General features: G+C 63.2%; 11 protein-coding genes. 2 read left to right on the forward strand and 9 right to left on the reverse strand.

Features of this window, described 5'->3' with window-relative positions; all coding sequences use genetic code 11:
- Positions 1–86: 86 nt before the first annotated feature.
- The 4 genes from D2E22_RS07975 to D2E22_RS07990 form a co-directional block, all read right to left on the reverse strand.
- Positions 87–1,718: a glycoside hydrolase family 43 protein gene (locus D2E22_RS07975; RefSeq protein WP_126032571.1), complete on the reverse strand. Its 1,632-nt coding sequence runs from the start codon at positions 1,716–1,718 to the stop codon at positions 87–89.
- A 78-nt stretch (positions 1,719–1,796) separates the two neighbouring features.
- Positions 1,797–2,699 carry a carbohydrate ABC transporter permease gene (locus D2E22_RS07980; RefSeq protein WP_126032615.1) on the reverse strand — a complete coding sequence of 301 codons (903 nt, stop codon included), beginning with the start codon at positions 2,697–2,699 and terminating at the stop codon, positions 1,797–1,799.
- A gap of 2 nt (positions 2,700–2,701) precedes the next feature.
- Positions 2,702–3,742 (reverse strand): carbohydrate ABC transporter permease, encoded by a 1,041-nt coding sequence (locus D2E22_RS07985; RefSeq protein WP_420897253.1) that lies wholly within the window; start codon positions 3,740–3,742, stop codon positions 2,702–2,704.
- A 98-nt stretch (positions 3,743–3,840) separates the two neighbouring features.
- Positions 3,841–5,124 carry an ABC transporter substrate-binding protein gene (locus D2E22_RS07990; protein WP_126032573.1) on the reverse strand — a complete coding sequence of 428 codons (1,284 nt, stop codon included), beginning with the start codon at positions 5,122–5,124 and terminating at the stop codon, positions 3,841–3,843.
- Between the two features lie 311 nt (positions 5,125–5,435).
- Here D2E22_RS07990 and D2E22_RS07995 point away from each other — a divergent pair, with 311 nt between their 5' ends.
- On the forward strand, positions 5,436–6,440 hold the full coding sequence (locus D2E22_RS07995) for a LacI family DNA-binding transcriptional regulator (RefSeq protein ID WP_126032616.1): 1,005 nt from the start codon (positions 5,436–5,438) through the stop codon (positions 6,438–6,440).
- 9 nt (positions 6,441–6,449) lie between these two features.
- On the opposite strand, the gene D2E22_RS08000 is transcribed toward D2E22_RS07995, so the two are convergent.
- From D2E22_RS08000 to D2E22_RS08010, 3 genes are all read right to left on the reverse strand, one after another.
- Positions 6,450–8,132 (reverse strand): glycoside hydrolase family 43 protein, encoded by a 1,683-nt coding sequence (locus tag D2E22_RS08000; protein WP_126032574.1) that lies wholly within the window; start codon positions 8,130–8,132, stop codon positions 6,450–6,452.
- Between the two features lie 405 nt (positions 8,133–8,537).
- Positions 8,538–9,887, reverse strand: coding sequence for a xylose isomerase (gene xylA / locus D2E22_RS08005; RefSeq protein WP_126032617.1), 1,350 nt, complete (start codon positions 9,885–9,887; stop codon positions 8,538–8,540).
- Positions 9,888–10,235: 348 nt separating this feature from the next.
- Entirely contained in the window at positions 10,236–10,796 is a 561-nt protein-coding gene (locus tag D2E22_RS08010) for an NAD(P)H-dependent oxidoreductase (RefSeq protein ID WP_241218333.1), read from the reverse strand.
- Between the two features lie 141 nt (positions 10,797–10,937).
- On the opposite strand from D2E22_RS08010, the gene D2E22_RS08015 reads away from it, so the two are divergent.
- Positions 10,938–12,248 (forward strand): O-acetylhomoserine aminocarboxypropyltransferase/cysteine synthase family protein, encoded by a 1,311-nt coding sequence (locus tag D2E22_RS08015; RefSeq protein ID WP_126032575.1) that lies wholly within the window; start codon positions 10,938–10,940, stop codon positions 12,246–12,248.
- Between the two features lie 102 nt (positions 12,249–12,350).
- Here D2E22_RS08015 and D2E22_RS08020 read toward each other — a convergent pair whose 3' ends face one another.
- Together D2E22_RS08020 and D2E22_RS08025 are read right to left on the reverse strand one after the other, a co-directional pair.
- Entirely contained in the window at positions 12,351–13,127 is a 777-nt protein-coding gene (locus D2E22_RS08020) for a hypothetical protein (protein WP_126032576.1), read from the reverse strand.
- 988 nt (positions 13,128–14,115) lie between these two features.
- A complete protein-coding gene (locus D2E22_RS08025) occupies positions 14,116–15,177 on the reverse strand; it encodes an IS3 family transposase (protein WP_164518471.1) in 1,062 nt (353 codons plus the stop codon).
- Positions 15,178–15,333 lie beyond the last annotated feature (156 nt).

A 15,333-nucleotide genomic window follows, 5' to 3' on the forward strand; every position in this document is an offset into this window, starting at 1 on the left:
CCCTTCCCAGCCGAAATACCGAACAAGGGGTCGCCACCTGCTTGTTTGCAGGTGGCGACCCCTTGCGGCGTATGGGTCTGCCGGCCCTATGCAGCCGGCAGCTCGCGGTACTCGAAGTCCACGAAATCGGCCTGGGCGTCGTATCCGGAAAGATCCACCGCGGCCAGCCCCACGAACGCGCCGGTGAAGAAGCCTCCATAGCGCTGGTTCACGTAATCGTCCGAAAGGATCCTGGCGTCGAGCTCCACGCCAAGGTTCTGCCAGTGTTCGCCGTCGAACGAATAGTCATAGGTGTAGGTCTGCGTGCGCACGCGCGTGCGCAGCCACACAGTTTCCGCGTCATCCGGCACCGGCACGGCATTGTCGCGCAGGAACGAGGTGTAGGCGTTGAAGTCGTTCTGCGCCACTTCGATCACCCGACATGCGCGCCGCTCGTCCCACGTCACGAAGGCCCACGACCAGCACAGGTCGTTGTAGTAGTTCGTCAGACCGGCCATCTGGTTGTAGGTGCATGGGTCGAACCGCACACCCACCGATGCATCGAAGTCAAAGGCCTGCCAGCGCCGCGCCACAAGCGAGAGGTCGAACAGGTTGCACAACGAGCCCTGCCCACGCAGTGTGAGCGCACCGCCGCCAACCGACCCCATGCGCTCGTCGAACGGCACACGCAATGTGTTCCAGTCCACACCAAGGGTGGATGCGCTGAAATCGTCGTGCTGGTCGCGCGAAACTGGCGCGCCACCGGCCTCCACGGCATCGGTGGGGGCGTCCACGAAGCGTTCTCCGCCATGGCCGCCCACGATGTAAGGCCAGCCGTCTTCGGTCCACCCGACCTTCTGGATCGAGGTCTCACGCCCCAGTGTGCACCAGCCGCGCGGGTCGGTGAACGATTCGGTCGCGTGGTGCCAGGGCCGCGCGCACAGCGACGCGTAGTACCATTCGCCGCCGGGCGTGCTCACGAGTGCACCATGCCCCTGCTTCTGCAGGTAGTTGCGCGGGGTGTCGAAATTCGTGAGGAACGGGTTGAGCGGGCTGCCTTCGAATGAGAGGGCATCAAGGGTGGCCGAACGCGCCACGACCTCCTGATGCGTCCAGACGGTTCCGCCCTCCGCACAGAACAGGTAGTACAGGCCATCGATCTTGTACAGATGCGGCCCCTCCACGAGCTTGACGTCGGTGCCACCCCAGATGGTGCGGACGGTTTCGGGCTTGAGGCGCATCGTGTCCACATCGAATTCGGTGAGCGTGATGCCATTGAACGGGTTGTGGTATTCACGGAAGTCCCATGTCTGCTGCACCAGGTATTTGCGGCCGTCGTCGTCATGGAACAGGCTCGCGTCGAACCCCACGCCGTTGAGCCGCACCGGTTCGCTCCACGGACCATGGATGTCTTCAGCGGTCACGAGGTAGTTCACACAGTCCTTGAACGCGCCGTTGACCACCTTGACATCCGCATAGACAAGCCAGAACCTGCCGTCGGCATAGGAAAGGTCGGGGGCCCACACGCCGCCGGACGACGGGTTGCCGCGCATGTCGAGCTGCGAACTGCACCCCAACGGGCTTGGCAGAGGGCTCCAATGCACCATGTCCTGCGATTCGTGCAGGCGCACGCCGGGGAACCATTCGAATGTAGAATTGGCGATGTAGTAGGTGCCACCCACGCGGATCATCGACGGATCGGCGTGGAATCCGGTGAGCACCGGGTTTTCGATCTTCATTTCGGTCTCCTTGGGGGAACGGCGGACCGGATTTCACCTGGGCCGCCGTGCTTCGTGTTGTACGCGCGGCGCCCGGACTCAGCCCTTGACTGCGCCGGCGAGGCCGCCCACGATCTTCTTCTGGAAGATCGTGAAGCAGATGAGCGCCGGGATCATCGAAAGCGATGTGAAGGCGAGCACCTGCGCGGTGTCGACCGAATGCTGCGAGCTGAACATCTGCACGCCCAGCGGCAGTGTGTACTTCGTTGAATCGTTGAGCAGGAACAGCGGGAGCATGTAGGCGTTCCAGCTGGCCACGAACGACAGGATCGCGATGGTGGCCACGCCGGGGCCGCTCAGCGGCAGCACCATGCGGGCGAAGAAGCCGAGCCTCGAGCAGCCGTCGAGCTGCGCCGCCTCCTCAAGCTCCATCGGGATCGACTGCAGGAACGGCACGAGGATGATGATCGCCTGCGGCAGGCCGAATGCGATCTGCGGCAGGATGATGCCCAACTGGCTGTTGATCAGGTGCAGGTTGCGCAACAGCAGGTACAACGGTGTGATCGCCACGGTGATCGGGAACATCATGCCCGCCGAGAACAGCGTGTACAGCATGCGGCTGAAGCGGAAGCGGTAGCGCGCGATGACGAAGCTGACCATCAGTGCCAGCACGACGACGCCCACCATGGTGCCCACGGAGACGATCAGCGAGTTGACGAGTTCGACCCAGAAGGTGCTCGAGCCGACGACGGTCGCGTAGTTCGCGAAGTTCCATGGATTGGGCAGGCCCGCGGGGTCGCGCGTGATCTGCGAGTTCGTGCGGAAGCCGCCGAGGATGATGTACAGGACCGGCACCACACAGATCAGCACGAGGATCAGTGAGAGGATGTAGACGATCGGGTGGCCCCACGGCGTCTTGGCCGACTTGTGGTATGCGTACGGATCGCGTTGCTTCTTGCCGAACACCAGTGTGCGTTCGACCTGTTCGCCTGCATATGTCATGATCATGCCACCTCCATGGAAGCGTTCTTCGGGGCGATTGCGTTTTCGATCTCGTCACGTTCCATATGTTCGCGTTCGCGCTTCTTCAAACGCCGTTCAAGCTGCTTGCGTTCGCGCTTCTCCACGGCGCCGGCGAGATCGCGGTTGAGCACGAAGCGCTGGTACGTGAGGGCTATGACAAGCGAGATGATGAAGATGACGACGGCGACCGCCGAGCCATAGCCGTAGTTGTTGGCCAGGCGGCCCTCCCTGACCATGTAGGTGGCCATGGTGGACGTGCCGGCCGTGGACGAGACGTACTGGCCCCAGATGATGTAGACAAGGTCGAACAACTGGAGCGAGCCGATGATCGACATGAACGCCCACATGCGGATGGTCGGGGCGAGCAACGGGATCGTGATGCTCCACTGCTGGCGCCAGAAGCCGGCGCCGTCCACGCGCGCTGCCTCATAGAGCTCTTCGGGGATCGCCTGCATGCCGGCGATCATGAGGATGACGGCGAAGCCGATGTACTTCCACGAGATGATGAACATGAGGGTCCAGATGGCGATCTTGGGGTTGGCGATCCAGTCCACGCCCTGCAACCCGAGGTTCTTCATGACCGCGTTGAGCGCGCCGTTCGGCTGCAGCATGAGGCTCCAGCCGGTGCCGATGATGACTTCGGAGACCACGTACGGCACGAAGATGAGCGTGCGGATGAGGCCGCGCCCCTTGAACTTCTGGTTGAGCAACAGGGCGAACAGGATGGCGAGCGGTCCTTGGATGATGAGCGACATGACCGCGATGAACAGCGTATGGCCAAGCGCCTGCTGGAAATTGGGGTCGGAGAGAATGATGCGGTAGTTGTCGAGCCCCACGAACTGGCCGTTGACGTTGGGCTTGCCGAAGCCCTTCCACTTGTAGAACCCGTAATAGGCCGCCATGAACACGGGCAGGATCACGAACCCGACGAACATGATGAGCGCGGGCACGGACAGGACGCCCATTTCAAAGCGCTGGCGGAATTTGTCGCTGTGCGAGCGGCCGGCGCGCTTGGCCCGCATGCTGGTTGCGACTGACATGGCTTACTCCTCTGGATGATGACTGCGTTGGTGAAACAGGGGCCGGGCCCCGCGGCGGCGGCCCGGCCCCGGGAGCGGTGTCAGCCCTTGCTGGCGGCCGCCTCGATGCCCTTGACGATGTCTTCGGCGTTGCCCTTGCCGGCCATCATGTTGACCACGCCTTCGTTGAGCGCGTTGCCGACGTTCTGCCCGAAGACCGTGTCGAGCCACAGCGAGACGGAGGACGCCTGGTCATAGACCTTGAGCACCTGCTGGAGCGCTTCGTTCTTGACCGCGGACTGCGCGTTCTTCGCGGCCGGGATCGTGACGAACGCCTCAGCGTATTTCTCCTGCCATTCCTTTTCGGAGATGAAGTTGAGGAAGTCCACGGCCTCCTGTGGGGCCCATGCGCCGATCGACATGCCGTCCGCGCCGGCGAGCATGGCGGTCGGGTCGCCTTCGCCGCCTTCCATCTCGGGGAACGTGAAGTAGCCGAGGTCGGCCATGTCCTTCTGGTCAGGCGTCAGGTCACGCACCACACCGGGCTCCCAGCCGCCCATGAGCTCCATCGCGGCCATGTGGTTGGCGAGCAGGCCAGCGGACGAGCTTGCGCCCTGCTGTGCGGAGGTTGTCAGGAAGCCTTCGTTGAAGCCGTCCAGGTCAAGCAGGTCCTTGACGTCGTCGCCGGCCTTGACCCAGCATTCATTGGTGAACTTGAGGTCGCTCGAGGCCTCGTCGAACGCCGACTGCGAGCATTCGCGCAGCGCGAACCAGTAGTACCAGTGCGCCGCGGGCCATGCATCCTTGCCACCGAGGGCGATCGGCGTGATGCCGGCGTCCTTGAGCTTCTTGACCGCTGTGGAGAATTCGTCCCAAGTCTTCGGCGTCTCGGTGATGCCGGCCTTCTTGAACAGGTCCTTCGAGTACCAGATGCCGCCGGGCAGCACCGACTGCGGCACGCCGTACACCTTGCCGTCGATCGTGGTGGTGTCGAGCGCCGTCTTCATCTGCGTCTTGACCTGATCGGAGATCTTGTCGGTCAGATCCATGACCTGCCCGGCCTCGACCACGTCGCGCAGTTTCTGGCCGCCACGCGCCAGGAACATGTCAGGCGCCGACGACGGGTCCTGCAGCGCGGTCTGGAGCTTGCCGTCCATGTCTTCGTTCTGGATGGCCTCGATCTTGATGTCGACGTTCGGGTTCTTCGCTTCGAACGCCGCAGCGGCATCGTCCCAGAACTTCTTGCCGTCACCCGTCGTGGAATTCATCCACACCACAACCTTGGTCTTGCCGTCTGCATTGGCGCCGGAGCCGCCTCCACATGCGGACACCCCAACGATGGTTGCAGCCGCGACCATTGCGGCGAATACTGACTTGACCTTCATGATTTTCCTCCTAGATCGCCCGTTCCATCGTTAGAGCGGGTGCCATGCGGCCGATGATAGGTTTTCGAAAACTTACGTTGTTTTCGTTAGAAACTATCGTAAGCCTACTTAGTTAAACAGTCAAATTAAATAGATTATCGGCGTTTCGTTCGTTATTGTACGCTCATGTTCACATGAACACCACATCGACATGTCGCTCGATTTGCACTTTTCCGAAACTTTCGTTACTCTGTAGTCCAATGCGGCAGCATAGGACGAACAACGCACGCGGACAACCGGCAACACCCATGCGCACAGGCAAAGGAGCCACCATGACAGGGCGGAAAATCAGATTGGCCGACATCGCCAAGACCACCGGCTACTCGCTGGCCACCGTTTCGAAGGCGCTCAATGGGCGCTCGGACATCTCGGACGAAGCCCGCGCCGCCATCGACGAGGCACTCAAAGCCTCGGGCTACCAACGCCGCGGCCAGAAAAACCCAAGCCAACGGTATGTGGAAGTGGTGTTCCAGGACCTTGACACCATATGGGCGCTCGAAGTGCTGCGCGGCGTGCTGCGCGAGACCCGGCAATATCCCGACATCAGCGTGATCACCACGGAAAGCGGCACACGCCAGCACCCCGACGATGATTGGATCGACGGCATGCTGCGCCGCAAACCCTTTGGCGTCATCTTCATTTTCGCGAATCTGACGGATGACGAAAAAGCAAAACTGCGCGTCAACAACATCCCCTACGTCATCTTCGACCCCTCAGGCGAGCCGTCGAACGACGACTTCTCGGTGCAGGCGGACAATTGGGCCGGCGGCGTGCTCGCCACGCGCCACCTGCTCGCGCTCGGGCACATACGCATCGGCATCATCACAGGCCCCGAAGAGATGATGTGCTCGCGCGCGCGGCTCGACGGATATACGTCGGCGCTCGCCGAGCAAGGCATCGCCGTCGATCCGGCGCTCGTGACCGAAGGCGATTTCACAACCGAAGGCGGCTATGCGCAGGCGATGGAGCTGTTGGCGCAACCGAACCGCCCCACCGCGATCTTCGCCGGCAGCGACCTGCAGGCGATGGGCGTCTATGAGGCCGCCCGGCAGAACCGGCTGCGCATCCCCGAAGACCTTTCGGTCGTCGGATTCGACGACGTGCAGACATCCGCCTTCCTGGGTCCGGCGCTCACCACGGTGCGCCAGCCGTTGCACGACATGGCGGCGGTCTCGACGCGCATGCTTCTGGACACAGCGGAAGGGCGCCCAACGCAGCACCACGTGATCCTGCCCACCACGCTTGTGGTGCGGGGCAGTACACGCAGCCTGCGCTGAGCACTCCACCTATACCTCACAACCGATGAGGCAACCCACAAAGCCGCCGGACCATTCGGTGCTCAACGGCGCCACGTCGATCACCTCGATGGCCGGTGCCGCCCATGCCCGTTCCGCGGACCGCGCCACGACCACACGCACCATGCCTTTGTCGAAGACGAGCATGACCGATCCCGGCTCCCCCTCGGGGATCGGCACCACGCCCTCCCTGCGCTCCGGCCCATCACCAAGCGCCCACTGCACCGACGCCCCACCCGTCGCCACACGCAGCGCATGGCGCCCGTCCTGCCGAATGCTCACGGTGCCGCACGGCGGACACAACACGACGCATCTGTCTTCAGGCATACGCCGGTACGCCACGCCATCCGCGCGCACGGCCGCGACTTCGCCATCGCCGATGATAAAGGGCACGCGCGCATCGACGACCGCCTGCGATTCACACGGTCCGATGCACATGTCGAGCAAAGTCCCGTCCGCCGCATCGATGCGCAATGCCTGCGCCAGACGCCCCGCTCCCCCGGCAAGCACAGGCCAGCCCGGGTCATCGGCCTCCTTTTGCGCGGGCCCATTGGATTCCAGCGACCATTGTGCCGGATCGCGCTGCCATACGACAGGCGCCACAAAGGTCTCCCTGCCCAGGAAACTGAGCGCCCCATGGCCCGCGGTGGGAGTCTCGCGCGACCCCAGGCATGCGACCCACCAGCCGAGCCGTGGATGATGCAGCAGATCGGCGTGGCCCACACACTGCACACGCTCCTCCAAACCCAGATGCCGGTGCGTCAGAAACGGATTCTTCTTGCACGGATGGAACAGGCGCGCATACCGCCCCACAACCGACCGCTCGTCGGCACGCGGCGCGCGCGGCTCGCCCCCGTCCTCGCGCGCTTGGGACTGCAGGGCTTCGATCGCCGGCCCGAGCCCGTCGGGGGCCCATGCGCGCATGGTCATCTCGCTGTGGTCGAAGCTCGTGCCGCCTTCCGCGGTCATCAGATACGCCCAATCGCCGATGCGGTACAGGTGCGGCCCTTCGGCCCACACCGCCTCCACGCCGTATCCCGTCCAAAGGACCGTTTTGCCGTAGTCGCCGTCCGTGTCGCATGACGCGCACAGCCGCCACGTCTCCGGGTCGATCCGCTGGGTCCACACCTCGGTCTGCCCTTCCCAACGCGGACGCACGGCCTGCCTCGTCTGCGTCCAATACACGGAGCCGTCAAGGTCCTCGAAGATGTCCGGATCGATGCCCTCGGCGCCCTCGATCCAGTACGGGCCGCGCCATGGCCCCTCAAGCGCATCGGCCTCGATGATGAAGTTGCCTTGGCTTGCGCGGGTCCCCTCGATCGACTCCGGTGCGGCCCCGGCTGCGGCTGCCGCGTCCAGATCGATGCGGGCGACAGTGCATGCGATCACGTACTTCCCGTGGATCATGCGCAATGTCGGCGCATACAATCCTCCGGAATCAAGCACGAAGGGGATCAGCAGCCGTTGCGCCATCGCCTCGTCGACGGCGTGCCCCGCAGGCTCCCAGTTCGCGATATCGTCCGAGACGTGGATCGGCAGCCCCGGCACCAGTTCGAACGAGGAATTCACCAGGGCCACGCGCCCGCCGCGCTCGTCCCACATCCAGCTTGGATCGGGGTACATGCCCCGCAGTACGGGATTGGTGATATCCATGGTCGCAGTCGTTGCGGTCATCGCGGTCCTCCATATCGGTAGTGGTCGGTCATATCAGTGCATTCGGTTCGGCGGTGCGCCATGCGTCCCGCGTCTTGCGCAATCAAAAGGGCGGACGCACCGTCGTGCCGCTCGTATGGAAAAAGCCCATGGGCCTGCGGGAACCACCGCACTCCCCCGCGCGGCGTGCCTGTGGGGGCAGGATGCGCGCGGAGCGTATGGGTGCACGGTGTGGCCCGGCGGCCATGGGCCTGCATCGCGCCTGCAGAGGAAAGGAAAGGACAGGCGGCGATTCATTGGAAGGGAGGAAAGGAAGAGTAGCATTGGCGGCATATGCCATACGTCGCGCACTGCATATGCCGCACGCCGCAGAGGTTGGATGGACGGTCCGGCCGCCCATGCGGCAGGCGGTCGGACCGCGTGACGTCAGGCGTTGGCCAGGGCGTCGATGATGTAGTTGTTGATGGTCGCCTTCACGTCCTCGAGATGATCGGGGTGCGTGGATGCGATGATCTGCTCCTGCGGCATGTCGATGGCGTAGTCGTTGAGCGATTCGAGCGTCGCGGTGCCGTCGTCGATCGACTTGCCGATGCCCGAATCATAGGAGCCGTAGCGGTTGGCCACGAGGTTCTCGATGTAGCCGTCCTGATGCATCCTGTCCGCGACGAGCAGGCCGGCGGCGAAGGAGTCCATGCCTGCGATGTGCGCGCGGAACAGGTCCTCGGCGCTGAACGACGTGCGGCGCGGCTTCGCGTCGAAGTTGAGGCCGCCGTGAGGGCCGATCTGCCCCTCGTCGAGCACCTCCCACATCACCGACGCCGTCTCGTACAGGTTCGTCGGGAACTCGTCGAGGTCCCAGCCGAGCAGCATGTCTCCCTGGTTCGCGTCAAGCGAGCCGAGCACGCCGTTGTCGCGCGCGACGCGGATCTCGTGCTGGTAGGTGTGGCCGGCGAGGTTCGCGTGGTTGCCTTCGAGGTTGAGCTTGAAGACGTCGATGAGGTCGTAGGCGCGCAGGAAGTTGCAGGCCGTCGCCGCGTCGAAGTCGTACTGGTGCGTCATCGGCTCCTTCGCCTTCGGCTCGATGAGGAACTGCGCGTCCATGCCGATCTGCTTCGCGTAGTCGGCGCACATGTGGAAGAACTTCGCCATATGCTCCTGCTCGCGCTTCATGTCGGTGACCCACAGGTTCTCGTAGCCTTCGCGGCCGCCCCAGAACACATAGTTCTCGGCGCCCAGACGCTTGCCGATCTCGAGCGAGTGCTTGAGCTGCGCCGCGGCGTAGGCGTAGACGTCGGCGAACGGCGACGTCGAGGCGCCGGCGACGAAGCGCGGGTTCGTGAACAGCGACGAGGTGTTCCACAGCAGCTTGACGCCGGTGGACTTCATGTTCTCCTCGATCTTGTCGACGACGCGGTCGAGGTTGGCGTTCGTCTCGCGCAGCGTATCGCCCTCCGGCGCGATGTCACGGTCGTGGAAGCAGAAATACTCGGCGCCGAGCTTCGTGAAGAATTCGAAGGCGTAGTCGACCTTCGCGAGCGCGTTGTCCATCGGATCGGAGTACTTGCCGTCCCACGGGCGCTGCGCGGTGCCGTCGCCGAACGGGTCGGTCAGCGGCGCGTCGAAGGTGTGCCACCAGGCGACGCCGAAGCGCAGCCAGTCCTTCATCTTCTTGCCGGCGACGACCTTGTCTGCGTCGTAGTACTGGAAGCCGAGTCCCTCCACCGGGCCGTTGCCACGGCCGACGTACTCGATCTTGTCGATGTCCCACAGTCCCATCATGACTCCTTTGTTCTGTGTTGCGCTGTGTCGCGGTGCCGTCTTCGGCGCGTCGCGCGACGGGCGAACGTCGCCGCACCGACCGCCCCCGCCATGGCGGCGGTCGCTTCTGAACGACTATGTTCATTCGTCTTATTAAGTAAACTACAACGACGGCCACTATTTGTCAAATCATCTAACTTTTATCGGCGAGTCCCGCGCGATGCCGCCGTTTTCATGTCATCCGCCCCTCCGCGCCGCCATGCGTCTGCGGCACCGCGTACGCATCCGGCGCATGCACGGGCGGCGCCGCTCCCTTTGCGCCGTCATGCGGCACGCAGTCGCACCGCCGGCCGATCGCCCGGTGAATCAGCCGCGCAGCCGCCGCACGAATCGTTCGGCGGTCCGCGCGAGCTCGTCGTCATCGATCGTCTTCGACGAGCCGTGCACGACGAAGGGCTCCTCGTAGTCGAGGCCGAGGTATCGCGCGGTCGTGCGGTACGGCAGCAGCAGCTCCTCCATCGTCGCGCCGTGCTTGCCGCCGGCCGTGTACATCCCCTCGGCGCCGCCGGTCGTCACGGCGAGCAGCATGCGCTTGCCGGCGATCGACGCGCCGTCGCCGTACGCCCATCCGGGCGTGAACACGGCGTCCTCCCACAGCTTCATCAACGCCGGCGCGCTGTACCAGTAGAACGGGAAGAGGAACGCGAGGCGGTCGGCGCGGCCGCACACGCGATGCTCCTCGTCGACGTCGATGCGGAAGTCGGGATACAGCGCGTACATGTCGCGCACGATCACGTCGCCGGGGTCCTCGCATGCAGCCCGCCGCGCGAGCGCGCGGTTCACCCTCGAAAGCCGCAACCGGTCGTGGAACACCATCAGCGCCGTCGTCATCGTCGCCTCCTCCTTCATATGCGCGACGGGCGCCATGCGCCGGCGCACACAGTGTGGGACGCGCCGGCGGCGCACGCCGCCGTCATGGTTTAATACCGGTATCCAACCTACTCCGCCACGTCTACCCGCCGCACGGCGCACGCGTGACGGGAAGCCAACCGCAGACGAGGAGCGTACATGGCAGACACAGCCACACCGATCAGCACCGAGCACGAGGACACGATCTGCGTGCAGGGCGGCTACCAGCCGGGCAACGGCGAGTCGCGCACGCCGCCGATCATCCAGGCGACGACCTTCAAGTACACGTCGAGCGAGCAGATGAGCCGCCTGTTCGACCTGTCCGAATCCGGATACTTCTACACGCGTCTGCAGAACCCGACGAACGACACGGTCGCCGCGAAGATCTGCGCGATGGAGGGCGGCGCCGCGGCGATGCTCACCTCCTCCGGCCAGGCCGCGAACTTCTTCGCGCTGTTCAACATCTGCAACCAGGGCGACCACATCGTCGCGTCGAGCGCGATCTACGGCGGCACCTTCAACCTGATCAACGTGACGATGCGCAAGATGGGCATCGAATGCACGTTCGTGAGCCCCGACTGCTCCGCCGAGGAGCTCGAGGCCGCGTTCCGCCCGAACACGAAGGCCGTCTTCGGCGAGTCGATCGCGAACCCGGCGCTCATCGTCCTCGACTTCGAGAAGTTCGCGAGCGCCGCGCACGCGCACGGCGTCCCGTTCATCGTCGACAACACGTTCCCGACGCCGATCAACTGCCAGCCGATCCGCTACGGCGTCGACATCGTCACGCATGCGACGACGAAGTACATGGACGGCCACGGCTCGTGCGTCGGCGGCGCGATCGTCGACTCGGGCAACTTCGATTGGCTCGCGCACGCCGAGAAGTTCCCGGGGCTGTGCACGCCCGACGACTCCTACCACGGCGTCGTCTACGCGAAGGACTTCGGCAAGGCGGCGTTCATCACGAAGGCGACGGCGCAGCTCATGCGCGACTTCGGCTCGACGCCGGCGCCGATCAACTCGTGGATCATGGGCATGCATCTCGAATCGCTCGGCGTGCGCATGGAACGCCACTGCGCGAACGCGCTCAAGGTCGCCACGTTCCTCAAGGACGACCCGCGCATCTCGTGGGTGAGCTGCCCGGAGCTGCCCGGCGACAAATACCATGCGCTCGCCGAGAAGTACATGCCGGACGGCACCTGCGGCGTCATCTCCTTCGGCGTGCCCGGCGGCCGCGAGAAGGTGTCCGCCTTCCTCGACCATCTCCAGATGATCGCAATCGCAACCCACGTCGCCGACGCGCGCAGCTGCGTGCTCTACCCGGCCGGAACGACGCACCGCCAGCTCACCGAGGAACAGCTCGACGAGGCCGGCGTCGGCATCGACCTCGTGCGCCTGAGCTGCGGCATCGAGAACGCCGACGACATCATCGCCGACATCCGTCAGGCGCTCGACGCGGCGCTCGGCGACTGAGCGAAACGCAGCGTAGGGGTCGGCCTCGGGATGGCAGGCGAACAGCCGTTTTGACTGCCATCCCGAGGCCGACCCCCTGCGCTTGCCCACTGTGGCATCCCCCTATCCGAACGGCTTCCATTCAGGCGGCTTGTATTCCTGAACATCCATGGCCTCATGATTGTTCGCCAGACACATGGCCGCATCGACATCGCCGTAATCGAAACTGAAATGCCCGTGCGTCTCGGCGATGGTGGGAGCACGTCCCATGCGACGATCATTCCAGTATTCGTCGAATCTGCGATCCTCCGCATCGTAGTCCTTCGCCGTATACGACGTCTTCACCAGATTGTTGCGATGCAGGCAATCCACCACCCCCTCCGATGGATTCCGATATAGGTTCGGGTTCGAATGCTGACGTTGGTACACCTCATTCACGTTCAGCATCTCCGCCATGCCGCATGCCATATCATCTTCACGCAGTTTTTCCTCCCGCGCCTCCTGCCCTTCAACAGATGCCATCGACCACCGTGCTTGATAAAACTCACCGACCTTCATAATCGGCGGCGCGGCATACCCTTTGTTGACAATACATTGACGATAGCTCGCCCATGCCTGCTCGTAGTCGGCCCGGCTAACCCGCCCTCCATTCTCCAACGCCCTCTCCAGAATAGTCACTTGACGATCCCCCATGGGCGCCCCGTGCATCTGTCCATTACGAGCTTTCTGATCGAGATCGAGCACCATCTGCACATAGTCCTGCATGGACGAGGCAATGCGCTGACCCTCCACACCAGTATCCGGATCCGCTTCGTTGGAGCCACACCCCGCCAGCAGACCGCAGGCAAAACACATCACCATGACAATTCCGCCGAATCGGGCGAAAACCTCACGCATCATCTTTCGAGTCCTCACATTCCAACTCAAAATATGGTGTGGTGTGAGACCGCATTCGATGCAGTCTCACACCACACCACACATCGTTCATCATCGAGCCGAATCAGAAGAGACGCAATCAACCTGCTCGATAGTAGGCCCAATCTCGTCCACGCTCGTTATTGCCTTTCATGGATGCCTTGCAGACTGACAGCACACCGACACTGCGGGAGTCTATTCGCCCTTCCTGAGCAGCTTCGCAGTAACCAAAAGCATAACCACTGGTTACTAATTCGATGGACGAGGCATCCCAGCCGACACTGTAGTTCCCGCCAGAAACCTTTCCATGGAAGGTCCCGGAACCGCTGTACCACTTCCCGGTATCCACCTGCGCCGCCAAAGCAGGTGCGGCCGTCGAGAAAGCAAGAGCCAGTGCACATAACATTGGCACGATTGCGCGCGTTGTTTTCTAATCTTCATGAGCCACCCCCATGATACTTGTAGACGTCTCCACTCTGAGACATCTACGAACACTATAAAAATCAGGGAAAACGATAGTCAAGCATTCTACCCATATTGTGTATGCGGGCCCAATCAATCTGCTAAGAGAAGCTCGGTCGGGCGAATCTGCATCATTCAGCACAAGACCAATTGTTTGTATTCACTTAGTTGTGGACGGCGTGAGGTGTTGCAGGAAAGTTGGACTCTTGAGTGGGATGGGAGTCCGTTGGTGGTGAAGTACACAAGGGAGCAGAGGCTTCGTGCGGTGCGGTTGTATGAGCAGTATGATCGCAGCGCGGCGTCGTTGATCAACGAGCTGGGGTATCCGTCCAGAATGATGCTGGCGCGCTGGGGCGACGAGTCGGAGCCGGGATGGCGCCTGCTGCGTCGCGCGCCGGTGGACGAGGCGACGAGGCGCCGGGCGGTGGCGAGGTACGCGTGTTTATGTTCAATGTTTCTTAGGCAGGTGGGGTGGTGCATAAATCTTCGACTGCGTTGTCGCTGTTCTTGATTATGCCATGAGGCCCAGTCTGCGTCGTCGTTTGGTGATGCTGGTGCCGTATTGGGTCTTGATGCGTTCGTCCCTGTACCAGACCATGTAGTCGTCAAGGGCGTCGATGAACTCGTCGATGCCCTGGTCCCGATGGTTCTGGTTGTGGTAGAACTCCTGCTTCAATCGGCCGAAGAAGCCCTCGGCGGCGGCGTTGTCCGGCGAGCAGCCCCTGGCGCTCATGGAACGCGTCAGCCCGTGGCGTTCGCAGATGCGGATCCATCCGGGCCAGCGGCAGTGGCATCCCCGCTCCGAGTGGATGACCGGCCGCTCGCCGTCCTTGAGGGTGGCGCATGCCTGTTCGAGCATGGTGTCGGCCAGTTCGGCCGTCGGGCTGGTGCCGATGCTCCATGCCACGGGCATCCCGTCGTAGCAGTCGATGACCGGGCTGAGGTATATCTTGCATTCGCCGATGCGGAATTCGGTGATGACCCACAGCCGGTTGGGCGCTTTGGCGTGGAAGCGGCGTTTGACGATGTTGGCGGGCGCCGGGCCGTGCTCGCCCGAATAGGAGTTGTAGCGCCTGCGGCTCTTGAGCCTGGGCGTGATGCCATGCGCGCTCATGACCCGCATGACACGTCTGGCGCACACGCGGATGCCCCGCTCGCGCAGCATCTGCCATATGCGCCGGTAGCCGTAGCGTTCCCGGCTTTGCCTGAACGCGTCCATGACCGGCTCGACCAGCCATTCGTCCCTTCCGGGCCGGTCGAATCGTCGGCGGTTGTGGTAGAACGTGCTGCGCGAAAGCCCGAACCGGCCCCACAGGTCCCTCAGCCGCATGGCGAACATGCCGGCCAGATGCAGCACCAGACGGGTCTTCCCGGCGTTGGCCGGGTTGTCAGGGTCTGCGCCCCGCTCTTTTCCCAACAGCTGCCTGGTGTATCGGACGGCCTCCACCTCGATCTCGAGTTCGAGGCGTTCGGCCCGCAGGGCCGCCAGCTGCGCGACGAGCTCGTCGCGTTCCCGACGCATGTCCCCGATCGGCCGTCCCGCGCAGGACGCCGGCGCTGGATCGTCCACCACGGACGCCTCATCGAATTCCACGGACCAAGCCGACGCATGAGCGAAGCCCTCATGTTCGACCACACCAACAACCAATCAACCACAACCAGCATGCCCCAATGACCAAACCCGAAAAAACTACATGACCAAAACCAAAACACCGACTTGACAAAATAC

It is taken from the genome of Bifidobacterium castoris (genome assembly GCF_003952025.1).
Lineage (GTDB): Bacteria > Actinomycetota > Actinomycetes > Actinomycetales > Bifidobacteriaceae > Bifidobacterium > Bifidobacterium castoris.

Coding starts and splice junctions, on each gene's coding strand:
- D2E22_RS08000 (WP_126032574.1), bottom strand. CDS start 8,132: ATGACCGCAACGACTGCGACCATGGATATCACCAATCCCGTACTGCGG.
- D2E22_RS08020 (WP_126032576.1), bottom strand. CDS start 13,127: ATGATGCGTGAGGTTTTCGCCCGATTCGGCGGAATTGTCATGGTGATG.
- D2E22_RS07995 (WP_126032616.1), top strand. CDS start 5,436: ATGACAGGGCGGAAAATCAGATTGGCCGACATCGCCAAGACCACCGGC.
- xylA (WP_126032617.1), bottom strand. CDS start 9,887: ATGGGACTGTGGGACATCGACAAGATCGAGTACGTCGGCCGTGGCAAC.
- D2E22_RS07980 (WP_126032615.1), bottom strand. CDS start 2,699: ATGACATATGCAGGCGAACAGGTCGAACGCACACTGGTGTTCGGCAAG.
- D2E22_RS07975 (WP_126032571.1), bottom strand. CDS start 1,718: ATGAAGATCGAAAACCCGGTGCTCACCGGATTCCACGCCGATCCGTCG.
- D2E22_RS08010 (WP_241218333.1), bottom strand. CDS start 10,796: ATGGCGCCCGTCGCGCATATGAAGGAGGAGGCGACGATGACGACGGCG.
- D2E22_RS07985 (WP_420897253.1), bottom strand. CDS start 3,742: ATGCGGGCCAAGCGCGCCGGCCGCTCGCACAGCGACAAATTCCGCCAG.
- D2E22_RS08015 (WP_126032575.1), top strand. CDS start 10,938: ATGGCAGACACAGCCACACCGATCAGCACCGAGCACGAGGACACGATC.
- D2E22_RS07990 (WP_126032573.1), bottom strand. CDS start 5,124: ATGAAGGTCAAGTCAGTATTCGCCGCAATGGTCGCGGCTGCAACCATC.